Annotated in this window: 19 protein-coding genes; 7 read left to right on the forward strand and 12 right to left on the reverse strand. The window is 63.5% G+C overall.

Annotation, left to right across the window (positions count from 1 at the left end):
• Positions 1 to 28: 28 nt before the first annotated feature.
• The 9 genes from trpB to leuC all read right to left on the reverse strand — a co-directional run bounded on the left by trpB (position 29) and on the right by leuC (position 10,254).
• Positions 29 to 1,279: a tryptophan synthase subunit beta gene (gene trpB / locus IGS61_RS19005; RefSeq protein ID WP_230541101.1), complete on the reverse strand. Its 1,251-nt coding sequence runs from the start codon at positions 1,277 to 1,279 to the stop codon at positions 29 to 31.
• Complete coding sequence (locus IGS61_RS19010; protein WP_230541102.1) at positions 1,272 to 1,955, reverse strand: phosphoribosylanthranilate isomerase; 684 nt, start codon at positions 1,953 to 1,955, stop codon at positions 1,272 to 1,274. Before IGS61_RS19010 ends, trpB begins: the two co-directional genes overlap by 8 nt.
• Before the next feature lie 22 nt (positions 1,956 to 1,977).
• Entirely contained in the window at positions 1,978 to 2,808 is an 831-nt protein-coding gene (truA, locus tag IGS61_RS19015; RefSeq protein ID WP_230541103.1) for a tRNA pseudouridine(38-40) synthase TruA, read from the reverse strand.
• A gap of 146 nt (positions 2,809 to 2,954) precedes the next feature.
• Positions 2,955 to 5,444, reverse strand: coding sequence for a FimV/HubP family polar landmark protein (locus IGS61_RS19020; protein WP_268993949.1), 2,490 nt, complete (start codon positions 5,442 to 5,444; stop codon positions 2,955 to 2,957).
• 261 nt (positions 5,445 to 5,705) lie between these two features.
• The gene (asd, locus tag IGS61_RS19025) at positions 5,706 to 6,833 is read right to left on the reverse strand and encodes an aspartate-semialdehyde dehydrogenase (protein WP_230541105.1); all 1,128 of its coding nucleotides are present in this window, start codon (positions 6,831 to 6,833) and stop codon (positions 5,706 to 5,708) included.
• Positions 6,834 to 6,878: 45 nt separating this feature from the next.
• Complete coding sequence (gene leuB / locus IGS61_RS19030) at positions 6,879 to 7,949, reverse strand: 3-isopropylmalate dehydrogenase (protein ID WP_230541106.1); 1,071 nt, start codon at positions 7,947 to 7,949, stop codon at positions 6,879 to 6,881.
• Between the two features lie 11 nt (positions 7,950 to 7,960).
• Entirely contained in the window at positions 7,961 to 8,608 is a 648-nt protein-coding gene (gene leuD, locus IGS61_RS19035; protein ID WP_230541107.1) for a 3-isopropylmalate dehydratase small subunit, read from the reverse strand.
• Positions 8,609 to 8,659: 51 nt separating this feature from the next.
• Complete coding sequence (locus tag IGS61_RS19040; protein ID WP_010400408.1) at positions 8,660 to 8,782, reverse strand: lipoprotein; 123 nt, start codon at positions 8,780 to 8,782, stop codon at positions 8,660 to 8,662.
• 68 nt (positions 8,783 to 8,850) lie between these two features.
• Positions 8,851 to 10,254: a 3-isopropylmalate dehydratase large subunit gene (gene leuC / locus IGS61_RS19045; RefSeq protein WP_230541108.1), complete on the reverse strand. Its 1,404-nt coding sequence runs from the start codon at positions 10,252 to 10,254 to the stop codon at positions 8,851 to 8,853.
• A gap of 330 nt (positions 10,255 to 10,584) precedes the next feature.
• On the opposite strand from leuC, the gene IGS61_RS19050 reads away from it, so the two are divergent.
• Positions 10,585 to 11,715 (forward strand): S41 family peptidase, encoded by a 1,131-nt coding sequence (locus tag IGS61_RS19050; RefSeq protein WP_230541109.1) that lies wholly within the window; start codon positions 10,585 to 10,587, stop codon positions 11,713 to 11,715.
• 52 nt (positions 11,716 to 11,767) lie between these two features.
• Here IGS61_RS19050 and IGS61_RS19055 read toward each other — a convergent pair whose 3' ends face one another.
• A complete protein-coding gene (locus tag IGS61_RS19055; RefSeq protein WP_230541110.1) occupies positions 11,768 to 13,654 on the reverse strand; it encodes a chemotaxis protein CheA in 1,887 nt (628 codons plus the stop codon).
• Complete coding sequence (locus tag IGS61_RS19060) at positions 13,654 to 14,508, reverse strand: protein phosphatase CheZ (RefSeq protein ID WP_230541111.1); 855 nt, start codon at positions 14,506 to 14,508, stop codon at positions 13,654 to 13,656. Before IGS61_RS19060 ends, IGS61_RS19055 begins: the two co-directional genes overlap by 1 nt.
• Before the next feature lie 467 nt (positions 14,509 to 14,975).
• Between IGS61_RS19060 and IGS61_RS19065 the strand changes: the two genes are divergently transcribed.
• From IGS61_RS19065 to IGS61_RS19090, 6 genes are all read left to right on the forward strand, one after another.
• Complete coding sequence (locus IGS61_RS19065; RefSeq protein WP_230541112.1) at positions 14,976 to 15,443, forward strand: universal stress protein; 468 nt, start codon at positions 14,976 to 14,978, stop codon at positions 15,441 to 15,443.
• 154 nt (positions 15,444 to 15,597) lie between these two features.
• Positions 15,598 to 16,242 (forward strand): response regulator, encoded by a 645-nt coding sequence (locus IGS61_RS19070; RefSeq protein ID WP_034750556.1) that lies wholly within the window; start codon positions 15,598 to 15,600, stop codon positions 16,240 to 16,242.
• A gap of 340 nt (positions 16,243 to 16,582) precedes the next feature.
• Positions 16,583 to 17,389, forward strand: a complete 807-nt coding sequence (locus tag IGS61_RS19075) for a Crp/Fnr family transcriptional regulator (RefSeq protein WP_230541239.1) — start codon at positions 16,583 to 16,585, stop codon at positions 17,387 to 17,389.
• Between the two features lie 261 nt (positions 17,390 to 17,650).
• Entirely contained in the window at positions 17,651 to 17,848 is a 198-nt protein-coding gene (gene hemP / locus IGS61_RS19080; protein ID WP_034750559.1) for a hemin uptake protein HemP, read from the forward strand.
• 85 nt (positions 17,849 to 17,933) lie between these two features.
• On the forward strand, positions 17,934 to 18,260 hold the full coding sequence (locus IGS61_RS19085) for a hypothetical protein (protein ID WP_230541113.1): 327 nt from the start codon (positions 17,934 to 17,936) through the stop codon (positions 18,258 to 18,260).
• Positions 18,261 to 18,299: 39 nt separating this feature from the next.
• Positions 18,300 to 19,529, forward strand: a complete 1,230-nt coding sequence (locus IGS61_RS19090; protein ID WP_230541114.1) for a DUF2325 domain-containing protein — start codon at positions 18,300 to 18,302, stop codon at positions 19,527 to 19,529.
• Between the two features lie 59 nt (positions 19,530 to 19,588).
• Here the strand turns inward: IGS61_RS19090 and IGS61_RS19095 are convergent, their stop codons facing one another.
• Positions 19,589 to 20,953, reverse strand: coding sequence for a sulfite reductase subunit alpha (locus IGS61_RS19095; RefSeq protein ID WP_230541115.1), 1,365 nt, complete (start codon positions 20,951 to 20,953; stop codon positions 19,589 to 19,591).

Consider the following 20,953-nt stretch of genomic DNA (forward strand, 5'->3'; position numbering starts at 1 on the left):
CTACGCGTTATTGAGAATTGACAGTTGTTTAACTGAAATTCAATCCCATGCGCTCCGCCACGGTATGCATGTCCTTGTCGCCACGGCCCGACAGGTTGGCTAGCACGATCTGGTCTTTCGGCAAGGTAGCCGCCAGCTTGGCCGCGTAGGCCAGCGCGTGCGACGACTCCAGGGCCGGAATGATGCCTTCGATATGGCAGCAGTCGTGGAAAGCCTGCAGCGCCTCGTCATCCGTGATCGACACGTATTGCGCGCGGCCCGAATCTTTCAGCCAGGCATGTTCCGGACCGACGCCCGGGTAGTCGAGGCCGGCCGAGACGGAATGCGTCTCGATGATCTGGCCGTTTTCATCCTGCAGCAGATAGGTGCGGTTGCCGTGCAGCACGCCCGGAAAACCGGCCGTCAGCGACGCCGAATGCTTGCCCGTATCGAGTCCTTCGCCGGCCGCTTCCACGCCGATCAGTTTGACGTCTTTCTGGTCGATGTACGGGTAAAAGATGCCCATGGCGTTCGAGCCGCCGCCGATGCAGGCCAGCACGTAGTCGGGCTGGCGGCCCGTCATTTCCGGCATCTGCACCAGGCATTCCTCGCCGATCACGGACTGGAAATCGCGCACCATCATCGGGTAAGGATGGGGACCGGCCACGGTGCCGATGATATAAAAGGTGTTTTCGATGTTGGTGACCCAGTCGCGCATGGCTTCGTTCAGCGCGTCCTTGAGGGTCTTCGAGCCCGATTCGACGGGCACGACGGTCGCGCCCAGCAATTTCATGCGGTACACGTTCTGCGCCTGGCGCTTGACGTCTTCGCTGCCCATGTAGACCACGCATTCGAGGCCGAAGCGGGCACAGATGGTGGCCGTGGCCACGCCGTGCTGGCCGGCGCCCGTCTCGGCGATGATGCGCGGCTTGCCCATGCGCTTGGCCAGCAGGGCCTGGCCGATCACGTTGTTGATCTTGTGCGCGCCCGTGTGGTTCAGGTCTTCGCGCTTGAAGTAGATTTGCGCGCCGCCGGCCATCTGGGACCAGCGCTTGGCGTGGTAGATGGGCGACGGGCGGCCGACGAAGTGTTTCAGCTCGTAGCGGAATTCTTCGAGGAATTCCGGATCGACGCTGTAGCGCGCGTAGGCGTCCTTCAGCTCGGCCAGCGCGTGCGTGAGCGTTTCGGCAACGAAAGAGCCGCCGTACGGGCCAAAGTGGCCGCGCAGGTCGGGAAACGGGTAATCGGTGGCGTGGAACAATGCGGCGGCTGCGCCGGGCGAGTTGGTGTGGTCATTCATGGTGGTTTCCTCTGGCAATGATGGCATCGGCATCCCCCACCGCGGCGATGAACGCGCGGACTCGGGATGCGTCCTTGATGCCCTTGGACGCTTCGACACCACTGCTGATGTCGACGGCGTAAGGGCGCACGCGCACCACTGCGTCAGTCGCGTTTTGTACGCTCAAGCCACCACTTAAAACGACCCGAGGCGCGAGTTCTTCTGGAATGAGGGACCAATCGAATACCTTTCCTGCACCGCCATACGCATCCACATAGGTATCGAGCAAGAGGCTCGAGAACAAGGGACTGGCGGCGCGATAGCGCTGTTCGTATTCTAGCAAATCTTCAAAGCTGGTGTCGGGTTTGACGCGGAACACTTGCGTAAACGGCGTCTGCACGGCGCCAGCGAGCGCGGCGCTGTGTTCGGGCGTCTCGTCGCCGTGAAATTGCAGCAGAGATAAAGGCGCCACGGCCCTGGTGGCCCGCACCTCGTCCACCGTGGCGTTGACGAACAGGCCCACCGCCGTCACGTACGGGGGCATGGCGGCGATCAGGCTGGCGGCCTGCCCGGGCGTGACGTAACGGGGGCTTTTCGGATAAAACACGAAGCCGATGGCGTCGGCGCCCGCCGCCACGACAGTCTGGATGTCTTCGGCGCGGGTCAGGCCGCAGATCTTGATGCGTGTGCGTGGCATGTTCATCCTTTATTGATGCAGATCAAAACCAGGGCAAGGCGCTGCTACTGTCTTGCGGCAACTCCCATTTCGGATCGTAATCGATCTGCGCCAGGTACAAGCCGTCCGGCATGAAGGTGGGCGCCGCCGCGTGGCGATCCTTACTTTCCAGCAAATGCCCGAGCCAGTCCGGCTTTTCGCGCCCCGTGCCGATATACACGAGCGAGCCAACCAGGTTGCGCACCATATGATGCAGGAAGGCATTGGCCGTAATCGTAAAAATGACGCAATCGCCGCGCCGCTCGATGCGGATGTCGTGCATCAGCTTGACGGGCGACTTGGCCTGGCATTGCGCGGCGCGGAAAGCCGTGAAATCGTGCCAGCCCAGCAGCGGCTGCACGGCTTGCCGCATCAGTTCCACGTCCAGCGGGCGGAAAAAGAAGCCGGCGCGCCCTTCCACCAGCGGCGAACGGGTAGCGTTGTTATACAACACATAATGATAAGTGCGTGCGCGGGCGCTGAAACGGGCGTGGAAGAAGTCATTGACCGTCGGATCGCCTTCGAGTTCCTTGGCCCAGCGCACGGCGATCGATTTCGGCAGGAAGGCGTTGACGCCGCGCACCCACGAGTGCACATCGCGGTTCAAATCCGTATCGAAATGCACGACTTGCTCGAGCGCATGCACGCCCGTATCCGTGCGGCCGGCGCAGGTGGTGGCCAGGCGCACGCGGGCAAACTGCTCCAGCGCGTTTTCCAGCTGGTCCTGCACCGTTTGCCCGTCTTCCTGCTTCTGGTATCCATGCCAGGCCGTGCCGTCGTACTGCAGGCCCAGGACGATACGCTTGAATGGCGTTACTGTCGTAATATTTTGCATCGAAGCATTATACCGGCGCGCAGGCGGCCCTGCCTCCCGACGACACCAGCGCCTGAGACGGCGTTCAGGGCAAGGCGCATGGTCGAAGACAGTACGAATAGTACGGCGAGACCGTGCAACGCTGCCATGGACGTCGTATCAGGTGCTTAGCTCAGCAAAGCTCGCATCGTATTCGCCTTGGCGACCTGCTCTTCGCTGCCGCCCTTGATGACCTCATCGATCAGCTCGCGCGCGCCTTCCTTGTCGCCGATTTCCTGGTAAGCGATCGCCAGGTCCAGCTTGGTATCCATTTCCATGTGGATGGCCGACAGCGGGTCGTCCACGCCCACGCTGGCCGCCTTGCCATCGTTGAGGTCCAGGTCGATGCCGGACAGGTCGAATTCCTGTGCTGGCGGTATGGCTTCCGGCAAGGTGGCTGGTGTTTGCGCATCGTCAAACAGGCTGTGGATCGACGGCTCGGCCGCCGCGACGGGCGCGGCAGCGGGCGCCACGGGCTCGTCGAGGTCGAAATGGGCCAGGTCCACGTCTTTCAACGGATCAGGCAAAGGCGTCAAACCGGCGCCCACGCCATTGACGGGACCGGCTGGCGGCTCCAGGTCCAGGCCGAAATCCATGCTGGCGTCGTACTGCGCATCGTGCGCGGCAGCGACCGGCTTGCTGTCCGGTCCGGGCATGACGATCGGGTCGCTGGTGGAAACGGGCTCGAAATCGAGGCTGTCGAGGTCAAAATCGAGGGGATCGCGCACATCGCGGGCCGTCACGGAAGATACCGGCTCGGCCGGCGCCAGGTCGGCCAGCGGCGCAGGCGTCGACAGATCGTCGGGCAAGTCCATGCTCTGGCCATGCACGTCGTCGCCCGCACCCTTGCTCAGGCTGACGACGGCGTCGTCTTCCGTATCGCCATACAGGGGGTTGGCAGGATCGAGCGCCAGGCCCAGGGCGGCCGCCTGCGGCCACTCTTCGCCCTGGCCGCGCGTCAGGCTGTACAGCTCGCTGGCCTGGTCTTCGAACGCGCGCACATCGTTGCGGGCCGAATAGATTTCCAGCAGCTTCAAACGGGCCGCATGGCGTTCCGGGTGGATGCGCAAGGCTTCCTTGAGGATATCTTCCGCCTGGCCATCGCGGCCGTAGGCGATATACACGTCGGCTTCGGCAACGGGGTCCGTTTCATTGCCTTCAAGCATGCTGGCGCCCGCTGCGGCGGCCACGCCGGCAGCGGCGGCGCCCGTGCCGAACAGGTGGTTGCTCGCCTCGGACTGCTGGTCTTCCGGCGCCAGGCCGGATGGCGGCGTTACCGGCGCTTCCGGCTCGAACACGGGGGCGATATCGTCCTGGGCCGGCGGCGTCTCCTTGCGGCGGCGCGCAATCACCAGCGCGGCCACGGCGGCCAGCAGCGCGGCCAGACCGATGCCGATGGCGCCCAGGTGGTCGTTGATCTTGTCGGCAAAGGTCGGTTCCAGCGGCGACGGTTTTTTCACCAGCGGCACCGGTTTCGCTTTCGGAACAGGCGGCTGGGCTTCGGCGGGCGCGCTGGCGATGACGCTGGCCGCAGCACTGGCCGCTGCACTGGCCGACGCGCTGGCAGCGGCCTCGGCCGGCTTGACGGGCGCGGGCGCACTCTTGTCGGCCATGGCCTTGCTCTTGACCGCCATCAACTTTTCCAGGTCGCTGACGTTCTTTTCCAGTTCCTTGACGCGCGCGGCCGCTTCATCGACCTGTTTCGCCTTGGCGATCTTGTCTTCCTCGCTGGCGACGGCGCTCTTGCCGGCCGACTTGGCCGCCGGTTCCGCCTTCGACAGTTTCAATTTATCTTGCGACTCGCTCACGGCCGTCGGTTTTTCCTGGACCTTGGTCGCGCCGATCTTGCCGGCCGTGCTTTGCGCCGCCTGCGCGGCCTTGGCCGGCTTGCTTTGCGACACCTGGCCCGCCAGCTTGTTGCGGTAGGCTTCGAAATCGATGGCATGCGCCGTCACGATGCCCTTCGCTTCGGCCGCACTGGTGGCGCGCACGGCGTCCGCGCCCGGCACGGCCAGGATGCGCCCGGCCTGCATGCGGTTCATGTTCTCACCCTTGAAGGCATCGGGATTGGCGCGGTACAGGGCGACGAGCATCATGTCGAGCGAGACGCCCGAAGGCTTCAGTTCGCTGGCGATGCGGCTCAGGGTGTCGCCCGTCTTGACCTTGTATTCGCCCGCCGCCTTTTTCGCCGGCGCGGTCTCCGCCGCAGCGGCCGGCTTGGCCTTGCCTGGTTCGACTGGCGCCGTCACTTGCGCGCCGCGCGTCTGGCGCGCTTCGGGCGTGTCGAGCACGAATGCATATTCGCGCACCTGGCGCCCGCTCTTGCTGCTCAGCTCCAGCAGCAGGTCGACCATGGGCTCGGCCACGGCTTGCGCCGAGCTGATGCGGATGAAGGACTTGCCGTTGCGATTTTCCACGGCAAACGTCAGTGCGTTCAGCGCGGGATTGAATTCCACGTTGGCCTGGCGGTAGGCCTCCGGCGGCGCCAGCTTGGCCAGCAGGCTGGCTGCCTCGCCCGGCTTGACGGCTGATAATTCGACCTCGGCGCGCAGCGGCTGGCCGGCGGCGGACAGCACCGTGATCTTGCCCAGCTCGGCTGCGGATACCGCCGGTGACAATAACACCGCACAGGCGACAGCGCTGCTGAGTGTTTTAATGGCAAGGGAGGCGACCCGGGGACGAGTGTGTACAGGCATAGTTGGCGGCATCTTAGTTGACATGGGAAAACTGTTACTTTTCCAGAGGTATCAACATATCATCATGCCCAGAGCTATGCAAGCTCCGCATGGTTGAGCCTTGACGGGCTCGGGACGAAAAAAAAGCCGGGAAAACAACCCCGGCTTGATCTGCATCAGCAAATTATTGCTGATTTATGGCTGTTACGCGTCGAGCAAAATGCGCAGCATGCGGCGCAGCGGCTCGGCCGCGCCCCACAGCAACTGGTCGCCCACGGTGAAGGCGGACAGGTATTCGCCGCCCATGCTCATCTTGCGCACGCGGCCGACTGGAATCGTCAGGCTGCCCGTGACGGCCGCCGGCGACAGGTCGCGCACGGACGCTTCGCGCGTGTTCGGCACGAATTTCACCCATTGATTGTTGCTGGCGATGATGTCGTTGATTTCATCGAGCGGCACGTCTTGCTTCAGCTTGATGGTCAGCGCCTGCGAATGGCAGCGCATGGCGCCGATGCGCACGCACAGGCCGTCCACAGGAATTTCCTTGGTACCGAAGTCGATGCCGCGGCCGAGGATCTTGTTCGTTTCCGCGCCCGCCTTCCACTCTTCCTTCGACTGGCCGTTGCCCAGGTCCTTGTCGATCCACGGGATCAGGTTGCCGGCCAGCGGCGCGCCGAATTGCTTGATTTCATCCGGGGAATAGCCGTGCTGGGTGGCCAGCACCTGGCGGTCGATTTCCAGGATGGCGGACGCCGGGTTTTCCAGCAAGGCCTTGACGGAGCTGTTGATGGTGCCAAATTGCGTCAGCAGTTCGCGCATGTGCTGCGCGCCGCCGCCCGAGGCCGCCTGGTAGGTCATCGACGTCATCCAGTCGATCAGGTCGTGCTGGAACAAGCCGCCCAGGCCCATCATCATGCACGACACGGTGCAATTTCCGCCGATGTAGTTCTTGACGCCCTTGCCCAGCGCATCCTTGATGACGTGCAGGTTGACGGGGTCGAGCACGATGACGGCATCCTTTTCCATGCGCAAGGTCGAGGCCGCATCGATCCAGTAACCGTTCCAGCCCGCTGCGCGCAGTTGCGGGAAAACGGCGCTCGTGTAGTCGCCGCCCTGGCAGGAAATGATAATGTCGCACTTGGACAGTTCGGCGATGTTGTTGGCATCCTTGAGGATGGTTTCATTCTTCGCCATGGCCGGCGCCGCGCCGCCCGTGTTCGACGTCGTGAAAAACACCGGTTCGATGTGGGCGAAATCGCCCTCTTCCTGCATGCGCTGCATCAGGACCGAACCGACCATACCGCGCCAACCTACCAAGCCAACTAATTTCATTACCATTCCTCAAGATGAGACGGCGACTGCCGTCATTGAAATATTTTATCCTAATGCCTTGACCACCGCATCGCCCATCGCCTCGGTGCCGACCAAAGTCGTGCCTGCCTCGTGGATGTCGGCCGTGCGCAGCCCCTGCGCCAGCACTTGCTTGACGGCGCCTTCGATACGGTTTGCCTGCTCTTCGCGGTTCAGCGAATAGCGCAGCATCATGGCGGCCGACAAGATCGTCGCCAGCGGATTGGCGATGCCCTTGCCCGCGATATCGGGCGCCGAACCGTGCGATGGCTCGTACAAGCCCTTGTTGTTGGCGTCCAGCGAGGCGGACGGCAGCATGCCGATCGAACCCGTCAGCATGGCGGCCGCGTCGGACAGAATGTCGCCGAACATGTTGCCGGTCACCATGACGTCGAATTTCTTCGGCGCCCGCACCAGCTGCATGGCCGCGTTATCGACGTACATATGATCTAGCGCAACATCGGGGTATTCCTTGTGCACGTCAATGACGATGTCTTTCCAGAACTGGAAGGTTTCCAGCACGTTCGCCTTGTCCACGCTGGTCAGTCTCTTGTCGCGCTTTTGCGCGGCCTGGAACGCCACGTGGGCGATGCGGCGGATTTCGCCTTCCGCATAGCGCATGGTGTCGAAACCTTCGCGCTGGCCCTTGAACGGACCGTCCGGGCACTCGCGCACGCCGCGGGGCTGGCCGAAATAAATGTCGCCCGTCAATTCGCGGATGATCAGAATGTCCAGGCCGGACACCACTTCCGGCTTCAGGGTCGAGGCGCCCGCCAGTTCCGGATACAAGATGGCCGGACGCAGGTTGGCAAACAGGCCCAGGTTCTTGCGCAAGCCCAGAATCGCCTGCTCCGGGCGGAACTGGCGCTCCAGGTTGTCGTATTGGTAGTCGCCGACGGCGCCGAACAGCACGGCATCGGCTGCTTTCGCCAGCGCCAGGGTGCCTTCCGGCAAAGGGTGGCCATGGGCCGCATAGCCGGCGCCGCCCACGGGCGCCGTTTCCAGCTCGAACGATTCGCCCAGCACATTCAAGACCTTGACGGCTTGCGCGACGATTTCAGGACCGATGCCGTCGCCGGGTAAGATTGCAATTTTCATATTTTTATCGATTAGATGACGTTGGCGAGCCACGGTTGAGTGGCGAGGTGGCGCTCTTCGAAGGCGCGGATATCGTCGGCATGGCGCAGGGTCAGGCCGATATCGTCGAGGCCATTCATCAGGCAATATTTGCGGAAGGCATCGATCTCGAATGGGTAGGAGACGGAACCATTGCTGGTGCGCACGCACTGCTGTTCCAGGTCCACCACCAGCTTGTAGCCGGGGAAGGCCTTGACTTCATTGAACAGGTGCTCGACCTGGCTTTCCGACAGCACGATGGGCAGCAAGCCGTTCTTGTAGCAGTTATTGAAGAAGATGTCAGCAAACGAGGGCGCGATGATGGCGCGGAAGCCGTATTGATCGAGCGCCCACGGCGCGTGTTCGCGCGAGGAGCCGCAGCCGAAATTCTTGCGCGTGAGCAAGATCGAGGCGCCCTGGTAGCGCGGCTCGTTGAGCACGAACTCCGGGTTCAGCGGGCGGCGGCTGTTGTCCTGGCCCGGTTCGCCATGGTCGAGGTAGCGCCATTCGTCGAACAGGTTGGGGCCGAAGCCGCTGCGGTGGATCGATTTCAGGAATTGCTTCGGGATAATCGCGTCGGTGTCGACGTTGGCGCGGTCCAGCGGGGCCACCAGGCCTTCGTAAATCGTAAATTTATCCATGCTGTTTCTACTCGGTAAGACGCGCGGCGCGGGGCGCCGGCACGTCACGGTTTATTTTCCGCCGGCGCCAGTGACGACCTGGCCGACTTTCTGCACATCGCGGCCGATGCCGGAGACGGTGTTGCAGCCGGACAAGATGACGGTGGCGATGAGGAGGGCGAAGAGTTTTTTCATGATGAGTTCTCGATAAGAAATAAGGGACTGAGACCGCTAGTGTAAACCAGCGGCGCCAGTCCCTGCCGTCATCGCAAAGCCCGCACGTCGACAAAGTGGCCGGCGATGCCTGCCGCCGCCGCCATCGCGGGCGACACCAGGTGCGTGCGTCCGCCCTGCCCTTGCCGGCCCTCAAAGTTGCGGTTCGAGGTCGAGGCGCAGCGTTCGCCCGGTTCCAGGCGGTCCGCATTCATGGCCAGGCACATGGAGCAGCCCGGCTCGCGCCATTCGAAGCCGGCATCCTTGAAGATGCGGTCCAGTCCCTCGCGCTCGGCCTGGTCTTTCACCAGGCCGGAACCGGGCACGACCAGCGCCAGGGTGACGTTCGAGGCGCGGTACTTGCCGCGCACCACGGCGGCGGCAGCCCGTAAATCCTCGATGCGCGAATTGGTGCAGGAACCGATGAAGACCTTGTCGATGCGGATGTCTTCGATGGCGGTATTCGGTTTCAGGGCCATGTAGACGAGCGCCTTTTCCATCGCATCGCGCTTGACGCTGTCTTTTTCCTGGTCAGGATCAGGCACGCGGCCATCGACGCCGACCACCATTTCAGGCGACGTGCCCCAGGTCACTTGCGGCACGATGTCTTGCGCGTTGAGCGTGACGACGAGGTCGAAGCGGGCGCCCGGGTCCGAATGCAGGGTGCGCCAATAGGCCACGGCGCGTTCCCAGTGCGGGCCGGCCGGCGAAAACGGGCGGCCCTTGACGTAATTGATGGTGGTGTCGTCCACGCCGATGATGCCGGCGCGCGCGCCCGCCTCGATGGCCATGTTGCACACCGTCATGCGGCCTTCCATCGACAGGGCGCGGATGGCCGAGCCGCCGAATTCGATACAGTAACCGGTGCCGCCGGCCGTGCCGATCTTGCCGATGATGGCCAGCACGATATCCTTGGCCGTCACGCCGGGCGGCAAGGCGCCGTCGACCTGCACCAGCATGGATTTCGATTTCTTTTGCAGCAAGGTTTGCGTGGCCAGCACGTGTTCCACTTCAGACGTGCCGATGCCGTGCGCCAACGCGCCGAACGCGCCGTGCGTCGACGTGTGCGAATCGCCGCAGACGACCGTCATGCCGGGCAGGGTCGCGCCCTGTTCAGGCCCGATCACATGCACGATACCCTGACGCTTGTCGTTCATATTGAAGTAGGTCAAGCCATAGTGCCTGGCGTTCTTGTCCAGGGTTTCCACCTGCAGGCGCGAGACCGGATCGGCAATGCCGTCGACGCGGCTGGTGGTGGGCACGTTATGGTCGGCCACGGCCAGATTGGCGGAAATGCGCCACGGCTGGCGGCCCGCCACGCTGAGGCCATCGAAGGCTTGCGGGCTGGTGACTTCGTGCAGCAGGTGCCGGTCGATGTACAGAATTGTCGTGCCATCATCTTCGGCCCGAACAACGTGGGATTCCCAAAGTTTGTCGTAAAGCGTCTTCATCATGATTTATGCAGCGTTGCCACAGCCTGTAGTAAGTGATCAAGTGATACCAGGTCATACGGTGATCCACAAGGATTATGCCATATATTGGGCAACACAGAACCGAAATAGGCAAAAGCGTGGGATTGGCGATACAAAGTTCGGCGACTTTGTTGGATATGAGCTGGAAATTGCCGATATCGGCATATCGGCGACACGGCGGCCCCATCTGCGGACAGGCTGCCGAACGAGCCACGGCGCGACCAGAAAACGATACTTTTTCTTCAATCTTTCGTGTATTGTATTTCGACAATAATGACCGGCGCACCCGCGCCGCCACACCTGGGGACCTCGATGAAACTGCATTTATTGGCGCTGGCCGCGCTGCCCTTGGCCGGCGCCCATGCGGCGGCCGCCACGCCGGGAGAAACCTGCGCGCAGGACTTGCGCGCCATTGCGCCTTTCTTGTTGGAAAACGATACGGGCGCACGCGCCCACCTGGCGCAAAAGGGCCAGGCCTACTTCGACCTGGCGCTGGCCACGGCCGCAACGGCGGCGGCCGGCGCGGCCGACGGCAAGGCGTGCGACGCGATCCTGGAAAACTATGCGGGCATGTGGCGCAAGGGCCATTTGCACGTGAAGCCGGGCAGCGCGCTCGACATCGCCAAACCGGCGCCGGCCCAGCCCGCCGCGGCGGGACAGGCGGCGCCCTCGAAGGAACCGGCGCTGCAGATCTTGTCGGACTCGACCGTGCTCCTGGTCCTGCCCAGCTTCCACGGCCGCTACCGCGCCGCCGTGGCCAGCCTGCTCGAGACCCACCGCGACGCGCTGGCCCAGCGTCCCAACTGGATCCTCGACGTGCGCCGCAACGGCGGCGGCAGCGACAGCACGTATGCGCCGCTGTTGTCCTGGATCAGTTCCGGCGAAATCGTCAGCATGGGCGCCGAATGGCTGTCCACGCCGGCCAATATCGCGGGCCAGGAGAAAGTCTGCGCGCTGCTGGCGCCCGGCGACCAGGCATGCGCGGCCTTTGCGGCCCAGGCCGTGGCGCAGATGCGTACCGTCCAGACGGGCCAATACGCGCCGCAGCAAAGCGGCGGCACCATCAGCTATGCGCGCGTGGAGACGCCCGAGCCGCGCCGGCCGGCGCGCGTGGCCGTGCTGGTCGACCGCGACTGCGCCAGTTCCTGCGAAGAATTCCTGCTGGCGGCGCGGCAAAGCTTTCACGTCAAATTGATCGGCCGCAACAGTTACGGCGCGCTCGACTATTCGAATCTGCGCCTGCACATTCTGCCTTCGGGCTTGCGCCACCTGCAATACGCCACCTCGCGCTCGGCCCGCCTGCCGCAGCTGCAGGTGGACCTGGGCGGCATCATGCCCGACATCTACCTGCCGCCGCCGAAGGACGAGGCGGGCCGCGACGATGAGATCGTGCGCGTGCGGCGCTGGCTGGAAGGCGGCACGCTGCGACCGGACGGCGCATAAAAAAAGCCCGCTGCGCAATCTGCGCAGCGGGCTTGATTTTTCAAAGCAAAGCTTATGCCGCCATGCGTACCGTGCCGCGGCAGCCGTCCATCAGGAAGGACAGCCCCACCACCAGCACCAGCTCGCCTTCTGCCGAACGGGCCGTGCCCGTGATGCCTTCCACGGTGATGGCCGTCATCGGCTTGATCACCAGGTCGGCCGTACCATCGACGGCTGCGACGGCCAGGATATACGGCTGTGGCGCGGCGACAACAATGCCCACGCGCTCGCTGCACGATTCGTAACCCAGCGAGCCGGCCAGCGACCGCACGGGCAATGGACGGCCCTGGTCTTTCAGCACGGGCGCGCCGCCCACTTCCATGAAGGTTTCCGGCAATTCGACGACGCGCTGCACCACGGCCATCGGCAGCGCCAGCGCGGCACCCGAGGTCGATACCAGCATGGTCGGCACGATCGACAGTTCGATCGGCAGGCGGATGGCGAACTTGGTGCCCTTGCCCAGCGTCGACTCGATGTGGATGGCGCCGCGGTTTTTCTCCACGGCAGTTTTCACCACGTCCATGCCCACGCCGCGTCCCGAGACGCTGGATGCCACTTCCTTGGTCGAGAAGCCCGGCAGGAACACCAGCTGGAAACATTCGTCGTTGCTCAATTGCGCGTTTTCGCTGATCAAGCCCTTTTGCTGGGCCTTGCTGCGCAGGAAGACCGGGTCCATGCCCTTGCCGTCATCCTGCAGCACGATCATGACACTGTTGGCTTCCTGCCAGGCTTTCAGCGAAATATACGACTTGGCGGGCTTGCCGGCAGCCAGGCGCGCTTCCGGCGATTCGACGCCATGGTCGAGCGAGTTGCGCAGCATGTGCACGAGCGGGTCGTACAGGCTGTCGACCACCACGCGGTCGACTTCCGTCTCCGCGCCTTCGATGGTCAGTTCGACATCCTTGCCCAGGTCCTTGGCCAGTTCGCGCACCAGGCGCGGGAATTTCTGGAACAGACGGCCCACGGGCTGCATGCGCGTGGCCAAAGTCGCCCGCTGCAGTTCCGTCGAGTAGCGCGAAGCGCGTTCCAGGGTTTCCGCCAAGGTCGCCATCAGGGTGGCGGCCTGGCCTTCGAATTTGAATTGAAGCAAGCGTTCGAGCAGCACGGCAGCCTGGTTGGCGGCCTGCACGGATTCGCCGGCCACTTCCAGCAGCGCGTCGAGCTTGACGGCGTCGACGCGGATGCTGTCTTCCTTGACGGGCGCGGCATGGCGCACTTCCGGACGCTCTTCGCGCCGTTCCGCGCCATCCCAGGCCTTGGCGGCCGGCTTGGCGGCAGCGGCAGCAGCGGCGGGCGCAGCCACGACGGCAGGGGCAGCGGCGACGGCGGACACCGGCGCGGCAGCGACCCGGCTGCCCTCGGGCACGACGGCGTTATACATGCCTTCCCAGTCCAGGCCATCGGCGCCGGCGGTGGAAACGGCAGCGGCAGCGGCAGGCGCCGCCGCCACGGCCTCGGCAACGGGCGCGGCCACTTCCGCCACCACGGCGGCGGCTGGCGCAGGCGCATCCATGCCCTTGCCTTCGATGGCATTCGTCAGGATGTGTTCCAGCTCTTCCGGCATAGCAGGCAAGCTTTCCGGCGCAGAACCATTGGCCAGTTCCGTCAGCTGGTCGGCGACGAAACCGGACGCCTGCAGCGCTGCCTCGATGGCGATCGGCGTCACGGGCGCGGCGCCCGTGCGCAAGGCGTCGAACAGGTTTTCCGTCAGGTGGCAGGCCGCCACCAGTGCGGGCAAGCCCATGAAACCGGCGCCACCCTTGATGGTGTGGAAGGAACGAAACACGGCATTCAGTGTTTCCTTGTTGTCAGGATCACGCTCGAGGCGCAATAAGTGCTCTTCTACATTAACCGCAAGATCCATCGCCTCAACGACGAAATCCTTGAGCATATCGTCCATTAGAATCCCAAATCCGCAAGAAGGTCGTCTACATTATCCTGGTCCAGCGCCACCGACGGCACGGACGGGCCCTGCATCAGCGGCACCGGCTTTTGCGCCAGTTTTTCGCGCACCTCGGCCGGCGCGTTGTCGCGCAACAGCTGGGCCAGCTCGTTTTCCACCGTCTTGGTGATGTTGACCACTTTTTTGATCAGCTGGCCCGTGATGTCCTGGAAGTCCTGCGCCATCATGATTTCCAGCAAGCGGGCTTTTTCCGCTTCCGTCGCCTCGGCAACGGCTTGCGCGAACTGGCGCGAATCGCCGGCCAGGGCCTTGAACTCTTCCAGGCTCAGCTTGCCGTCGAACAGCGCCGTCCAGCGGCCATCCATGTCCTTGGCCTTCTTCGACAGCACGTCTTGCGCCGGCATGCCTTCGTCGAGCGTGTTCAGGACCTTGTTGGCGGCCTGCTCCGTCAGGGTGGCGACATATTCCAGGCGGTCCTGGGCGTCGACGATCTGCGACGACGCTTCCGTCAACGCCTTGTCGTAGCCCAGTTCGCGCAGCGAATCGTGCAGCAGGCGCACGATGCCGCCCAGGCGCTCGAACATCGGCTTGTCGGACTGGTCGACGGGATCGGCCGCTTCGCCAGGCGCGGCAACTGCCGCGGGCGCCGCTTCCGCGACGGCCGGCTCGGCCGCTGCGGCTGGCGCCGGCACGGCGGCGCTGGCCGACACGGAGTCGAACAGGGCGTCGAAATCGTCCTCCGCAATCACGGCGGGAGCGGGCGCGGCGGCAGGCGCGGGCTGAGCCGCTGCCGCACTTTGCGCAGATACTTCATCGAATAATGCATCGAAATCATCAGCGGCGTTGGTCATATCCCTGCTTCTCCATAATTTGTCAAAATTCCGCCTGAACTGTGCGTTTTACAGACTGATACCCACAATGTCTCGATTAAGATGATTTGAGGCAATACCGCTGCGATGGTGCGAGTGTAGCAGGGCGCCGCCCTGTTGGTAAATCTCAAAACGCGCTTCCTGGTGCAAAGCTTGTCCACAAGAGCTTTTCCGTCAGGAAATAAGTGTTCCTGCTGTTGTATTTTGAAATACTACCATTGGCGTGCGTGCAAGACCACGCATGACACAAGAAATCCTGCTCCCGGGCGCCTGCGCAACAGCGCCATACGGACATCGTTGCAGGTAAAACACGATCTTTCTGCCAATGTTGTCTATACTGAAGGTGCAGTTGTATTGATAATTATCAAGTCTTTACATGAATACAATGCTGCCGCCCCGTCTACAATAAGAGGCGTTGCGCGCGCTGAGTCACCGCCAAAGGACCTGCCATGTATAAGAAAATTCTGATCGCCACGGACGGTTCCACCGTCTCCAACTTGACGGCCTGTGCCGGCGTTGCCTTTGCCGAACAGATGCACGCCGATATCCTTGCCGTGTACGTGGCGCCCGAATACCAGTACCCGGTGTACATCGAAATCATTCCACCAAGCTATCCCAGCGAAGAGGAATACCGCATCGCCATGCGCAAGGCGGGCGCCGACCACTGGCAGCCCATCCTCGACGCGGCGGCCAAGCGGGGCCTGCAAGCGACGGGCTTGACGGCCTTTTCCGACAGCCCGGCCCTGAAAATCGTGGAAGTGGCGCAATTGCAGCAATGCGACCTGATCTTCATGGGCTCGCACGGCCGCAGCGGCTGGGGTCAGTTGCTGCTGGGCAGCGTGACCAATAAAGTGCTGTCGCACTCGAAATTGCCGGTGCTCGTGCATAGGCTGATCAAGGAACCCCCGACGAAATAAGGGGTCACATGGCCATGGGGCCGCCGCGGCCTGCACATTAAGAAAAAGGCAAATCCGCGGCCATTTCAGTTAAAATGACAATGTTTCTCGCTTCTCAACAATTGGCCGCCACGAAATGGCCAGAGCAGACTACACGCTTCCAGATTGCCCGCCTATGATACGTATTGTGATTGCCGACGACCACACCATCATGCGTGAAGGATTGAAGCGCATCCTCGACGGCGCACCGGATATCGATATCGTGGGTGAAGCCATCGACGGCTTCGAAGTGCTCAACCACGTGCGCCAGGGCGGCTTCGATCTGTTGCTGCTCGACCTGTCGATGCCGGGCCGCAGCGGTGTCGACCTGATCCGGCAAATCCGCAGCGAAGCACCCAAGCTGGCCATCCTGATCCTCACCATGCACGAGGAAGAACAATATGCGGTGCGCGCCATCCGCGCCGGCGCGCAAGGCTATCTGACCAAGGAAAGCGCGGGCACCCAGCTGGTGGGCGCCATCCACAAGGTGGCGTCGGGCCGTCCCTACATCAGCGCCGAGGTGGCGGAGCAACTCGTGCTCAACATCATGATGCCGAATGAAAGCTTGCTGCATAAACAGTTGTCGGACCGCGAATTCGAAGTCTTTTCCCTGCTGGTGGCAGGCAAGTCGATCACGGAAATCGCCAACAATCTGCACCTGAGCGTCAAGACCGTGAGTACGCACAAGACGCGCATCATGCAAAAGATGGGCATGAGCTCGCTGTCTGAAATGGTCCAGTATGCCGTCGCGCACCGCCTGCTCTCCCCCTTCAAGACCTAAGTCCAACGGCGCGCGCCCGCGCGTCGACTGTAGGAACAATCCTACTTCATCTACCACAGCTCCTACTGCCATATTCAGCCACTGCTGATATTAATTGCATACGGTTGTTGGCATACTGAAACCAGTAATCAAGTTGCTGGGAAGTTATTTCATCACACAGCAAGTCTTCAGCGAATTGAGCATTACCTGCCTGGACGCGCGCCGCCGGCCCTTGCCCGCCCGCCGCCCTGTGCACCCCGTCATTCAACTCTGAACTACCTGTCACCAGGAGATGAACATGCTGTCCACGCAAACGCCTGAAACCCGCGCTGCCGCTCCATCGCTGCCCCCTGCCACTCCGATGGAAGCGGGGCGCCAGCGCCAGGGCCGGCTATGGTCGAACCTGAAGGAGGTGTGCGACCTGCTGCATATCTCCAGCGCTTGTACCATCGCCGCCGACGAACTGCTGTTCCAGCACGTGCAATTCAAGACGGGCCAGCGCGTGCACACCATCGGGCAACCGTTCGACACCCTGTACATCGTCAATTCGGGCTTCCTGAAAACCGTGCTCATCGACGAATTCGGCAATGAGCAGGTCCTCAGCTTCCCCATGAAAGGCGACATGCTGGGCGTCGACGGCATCCACTCGCGCCATTATTCCTCGGAAGCGGTGGCCCTGTCCGACTGCGACCTGATCCTGCTGCCGTTCAAGAAACTCACGGCCCTGGGCAGAGTCCACCTGGAACTGGAAAACGTCATGTATGGCGTGATGAGCCGCGAACTGGTGCGCGAGCAAGCCATGATCGGCATGCTGGGCGCCCTCAGCGCCGAAGCCCGCGTGGCGCGCTTCCTCGTCTCGCTGGCCGACCGCTTCGCGCAGATGGGCTACTCGAGCAAGCTGTTCAACCTGCGCATGACACGCCACGAAATCGGCAGCTACCTGGGGCTGACCCTGGAAACGGTGAGCCGCACCTTGTCCGCCTTCAATGAAATCGGCCTGATCTCGGTCGATCAGCGCACCATCGGCATCAAGGACCCGGAGGCCCTGAAAACCCTGCGCCGCCTGCCGCCCTCGCGCTCGCGCGCCAAGCAGCTGGCCGCCGCCAAGCTGAAAGCCGATACGGCAGCGGCCGCCGACGCCTCGGCGCAACTGCTGGCCACGATTTAGCGCCACCCGATTCACGCCAACCGATTCCTTCCAGCTTGGCACAGGCTTGACCCGGCCAAGGCGCACCGCCTTGCCGGGTCTTTTTTACTGTCCGCCCCTTCTTCAGCCCGCTGGCGCCACCGCGCGCCCCGCACACGGCACGCCCCTCCCCTGCAGTCAAAAAAAAGCCTGTATCCGGCACAAATAAGCCTTGCTTTTCGGGCCACATTCAACAATAATGCAAATACGAATCATTCTCAACTGAGATAAAGAAAGCCCAACATGCAAAGCTCAAAACCAGCCTTGATCCAGGATGCCGCTACCGCCCACGTCCGTCCGCCCGTCAGCATGGCCCAGCCGGCACGCCGCATCACCAGCGAAGCGCTGCTGCAGCAGGGCCGCGAAGTGGAGATTGAGCACAGCGGCAAGATCTATCGCCTGCGCGTCACCCAATTGAACAAGCTGATCCTGACTGCCTGAAGCAGCACGGCAGCCAGTCACCACACTCGCCAGCCAGTCGCGCTCCTTGCGCGCAGCCAGCCAAACCACCGTACAGGAGTGTTTGATGGCGCACGACCGACCTTCCCCGATGTTTCCTTCCCCGCAAGGCCAGCAGCCTGAATTGCTGTTGTCGGCCGTGCTGCACCTGATGTCGCACTACCATGCGGGCAGTCCCTGCGAGAAACTGGCCGGTGTCATCGAACGCCATCTGCAAGTGCTGTCCAGCTCGCCCGGCCTGGGCCCCGTGCTGCAGGCAACCTGCCAGCAATTGTCGCAGCAATGGGCCGCCCTGGTGGCGCTGCACCGCCCCGCGCCACCGAAGGCCACCCTGCTCGAGCGGCTGGCACGCCTGCTGCGCGCCAGGCCCCCTGCCTCGCCCCTGCCGCAATAATTTCTCATCAACACTCCCACCGCCCAACAGGATATCGCCATGTGTGACAAAGACCAGTCCCTGCCCGTCATCAGCAATTGCGCCCACGCCGGCACGGAAACGGCCGCGCTCGCTTCGCGCCGCCGCCGGCTGTGGGAACTGTCGCACACCTGCCATTGCCCGCTGGTGGGCGTGGGCTTGCCATTGGGCTACCTGCGCAAGCTGGTGGGCAAGATGACGGGCGGGCGCGTGCTGGCCGACGACTACGAAGTGCACGTGGGCGCCGTGACGGAATGCGGCGCGCGCAACCGCCTGTCCGAAGCGCTGCAAAAGGAACTCGAACGCCGCTACGCCCCCGTGATCCTGCGCTTTCGCGGCGCCAAGAGCACGGAACAAGTGGCCGAACTGTGGCGCACGGCCGTCGCCAACGGCGACGTGTCGGGCGCCTTCTGGGCCGGCCTGACGCACCCGCGCTGCGACGCCGAACTGGAAGAGCAGATGTGCCGCGACCTGCACATGATCCAGCACCAGGCCGGCGCCTGCGTGCGCGCCGACATGGGCAAATTTACGGCCTTGCAGGAAGAAAATGCGCGCCTGGCGCACGAACTGGCCAAGCTGCAACAGCGCAGCCAGGCCATGCTAATGGAAAAGACGGGCGAACTGGAACGCCAGGAAGCCTTGCTGCTGCGCACGCGTGCCGAATCAATCGGCAAGGATAGCCTGATCGACGGCTTGCGCCTTGAGCTGGCGCAATTGCAGGCCGCCGTCCCCGCGCTGGAATCGCGCACGCGCCTGGTCGAACGCCTGGCGCAGATGGATGAGCGCGAAAAGGAATTGCGCCAGCAAATTGCGGACTTGAAACAAGCCCAGCCGCGCCCGGCCGCCGCCGTGCCGCCACCGGCTGCCAAGCTGGAAGTGCCGACGGGCGGCAAGCTGAAAATGCCGATCCGCCTCGTCGATCAAAGCGTCTTGTGCGTGGGCGGGCGCAGCGGCAATGTCGCCACCTACCGCGCCCTGATCGAGCGCGTGGGCGCGCAGTTCGCCCACCACGACGGCGGCCTGGAAGACAATGCCAACCTGCTCGATTCGAGCCTGGCGGCGGCCGACCTGGTGATTTGCCAGACGGGCTGCATCAGCCACAGCGCCTACTGGCGCGTGAAGGATTATTGCAAGCGCACGGGCAAGCGCTGCGTCTTCATCGACAACCCCAGCATCTCCAGCCTGGCGCGCGGCTTGCAGGAAGTGAGCGGGGAAATGGAGCCGGCCGCGCTGGACGCCATCGAGCCGTAAGCGGGCTTGCCCAATAAAAAAGGACTGGCCCGGCCAGTCCTTTTTTTATGTGCAGCCGGTCAATACACATCGCGCCGGTAGCGCCCTTCGGCCGCCAGCGCATCGAGCGCGGGCCGGCCCAGCATTTCCTGCAGCGCCTGGTCGACGCCGCCCGCCATGCCCGCCAGGCTGCCGCAGATGTAGATGGCGGCGCCCTGCTCCAGCCACAATTTGACTTCATCGGCATTGCCGCGCAGGCGGTCCTGCACGTAGGTGCGCTCGGCCTGGTCGCGCGAAAACGCCAGGTCAAGGCGCGGCAGGTCGCCACTGGCGTGCCAGCCTTCAATTTCTTCGCGGTAATGGAAGTCGTGGGCGGCATTGCGCTCGCCGAAGATCAGCCAGTTGCGCCGCTGCCCTGCCAGCACGCGGCTTTTCAGGTGGCCGCGCAAGCCGGCGATGCCGCTGCCGTTGCCGATCAAAATCAATGGCCGCTGGGCATTGTCTTCCAGCCGGAAGCGTTTGTGCTGGCGCAAGCGCAGCTGTACCACGTCGCCGACAGCCGCCTGCGCCGTCAGCCAGCCCGAGGCCAGGCCCAGGCTGCCGTCGGGATGCGCATGCTGGCGCACCAGCAAGTGCACGCCGCCATCGCGCGGGACCGAGGCGATCGAGTATTCGCGCGGTTGCGCAGGGTCAAGCGGCGCCGCCACCTGCACCAGGTCGCCCGATTGCCAGTCCGGCAAAGCGCCCGCCACGGGCGCCAGTTCCACGTGATAGATGGCGCCGCCCGCGCTGCCCGGGTTGAGCAAGCGCCGTTGCATCAATTTCCAGTCGCCAAAGGCGGGCGCGCTCCAGTCGGGCGCATCGCTGGTGCCGGCCAGGTGGCTCAGGTGCTGGAACCATTGCTCGATGGTAGCGCTGGCGCTGCGGTCGACTTCGATACGCTCGAACAGGCGCGAGGCGCCCTGTGCCGCCAGCCAGGCGTCGAGCGCGCGGCCGAAGCCGCAGAACTGGCCATAGCTGCGGTCGCCCAGGGCCAGCACGGCATAGTGCAATTGCGGCAGCGCCAGCTCGCCCGTCATCAGGCGGCCCATGAAGGCGGCCGCATTGTCGGGCGCGTCGCCTTCGCCATAGGTGCTGACCAAAAACAGGGCCCGTTCCGCTTGTTGCAGATCAAGGGCCGTGAGTTCGGCCAGCGCGCACAGGCGCACGGGGATGCCGGCCAGTTGCAGGCTCTGCGCCGTTTGCGTGGCCAGCTCTTCCGCATTGCCCGTCTGGCTCGCATACGCCACCAGCCAGGCGGGACTGTTCGCCAGCGCCGCCTTCGCGGCGTCCGACGCGCGACGTTTGGCGCGCGCGCGCAGCCAGGGCGCCAGGCACACGCCCGCGTAGCTGAGGGACAGGGCGGCCAGCAAGGCCAGCCGTGTCGTATCGTGCGTAAAAATCAT

Origin of the sequence: Janthinobacterium sp. FW305-129, assembly GCF_020858115.1 — a bacterium.
In the GTDB taxonomy this organism is placed as follows: Bacteria; Pseudomonadota; Gammaproteobacteria; order Burkholderiales; family Burkholderiaceae_D; genus Janthinobacterium.

Excerpts from the sequence above, each read along its gene's own strand:
- trpB (WP_230541101.1), bottom strand. The coding sequence starts at position 1,279 with ATGAATGACCACACCAACTCGCCCGGCGCAGCCGCCGCATTGTTCCAC.
- IGS61_RS19010 (WP_230541102.1), bottom strand. The coding sequence starts at position 1,955 with ATGCCACGCACACGCATCAAGATCTGCGGCCTGACCCGCGCCGAAGAC.
- truA (WP_230541103.1), bottom strand. The coding sequence starts at position 2,808 with ATGCAAAATATTACGACAGTAACGCCATTCAAGCGTATCGTCCTGGGC.
- asd (WP_230541105.1), bottom strand. The coding sequence starts at position 6,833 with ATGAAATTAGTTGGCTTGGTAGGTTGGCGCGGTATGGTCGGTTCGGTC.
- leuB (WP_230541106.1), bottom strand. The coding sequence starts at position 7,949 with ATGAAAATTGCAATCTTACCCGGCGACGGCATCGGTCCTGAAATCGTC.
- leuD (WP_230541107.1), bottom strand. The coding sequence starts at position 8,608 with ATGGATAAATTTACGATTTACGAAGGCCTGGTGGCCCCGCTGGACCGC.
- IGS61_RS19040 (WP_010400408.1), bottom strand. The coding sequence starts at position 8,782 with ATGAAAAAACTCTTCGCCCTCCTCATCGCCACCGTCATCTTGTCCGGC.
- leuC (WP_230541108.1), bottom strand. The coding sequence starts at position 10,254 with ATGATGAAGACGCTTTACGACAAACTTTGGGAATCCCACGTTGTTCGG.
- IGS61_RS19050 (WP_230541109.1), top strand. The coding sequence starts at position 10,585 with ATGAAACTGCATTTATTGGCGCTGGCCGCGCTGCCCTTGGCCGGCGCC.
- IGS61_RS19055 (WP_230541110.1), bottom strand. The coding sequence starts at position 13,654 with ATGGACGATATGCTCAAGGATTTCGTCGTTGAGGCGATGGATCTTGCG.
- IGS61_RS19060 (WP_230541111.1), bottom strand. The coding sequence starts at position 14,508 with ATGACCAACGCCGCTGATGATTTCGATGCATTATTCGATGAAGTATCT.
- IGS61_RS19065 (WP_230541112.1), top strand. The coding sequence starts at position 14,976 with ATGTATAAGAAAATTCTGATCGCCACGGACGGTTCCACCGTCTCCAAC.
- IGS61_RS19070 (WP_034750556.1), top strand. The coding sequence starts at position 15,598 with ATGATACGTATTGTGATTGCCGACGACCACACCATCATGCGTGAAGGA.
- IGS61_RS19075 (WP_230541239.1), top strand. The coding sequence starts at position 16,583 with ATGGAAGCGGGGCGCCAGCGCCAGGGCCGGCTATGGTCGAACCTGAAG.
- hemP (WP_034750559.1), top strand. The coding sequence starts at position 17,651 with ATGCAAAGCTCAAAACCAGCCTTGATCCAGGATGCCGCTACCGCCCAC.
- IGS61_RS19085 (WP_230541113.1), top strand. The coding sequence starts at position 17,934 with ATGGCGCACGACCGACCTTCCCCGATGTTTCCTTCCCCGCAAGGCCAG.
- IGS61_RS19090 (WP_230541114.1), top strand. The coding sequence starts at position 18,300 with ATGTGTGACAAAGACCAGTCCCTGCCCGTCATCAGCAATTGCGCCCAC.
- IGS61_RS19095 (WP_230541115.1), bottom strand. The coding sequence starts at position 20,953 with ATGATTTTTACGCACGATACGACACGGCTGGCCTTGCTGGCCGCCCTG.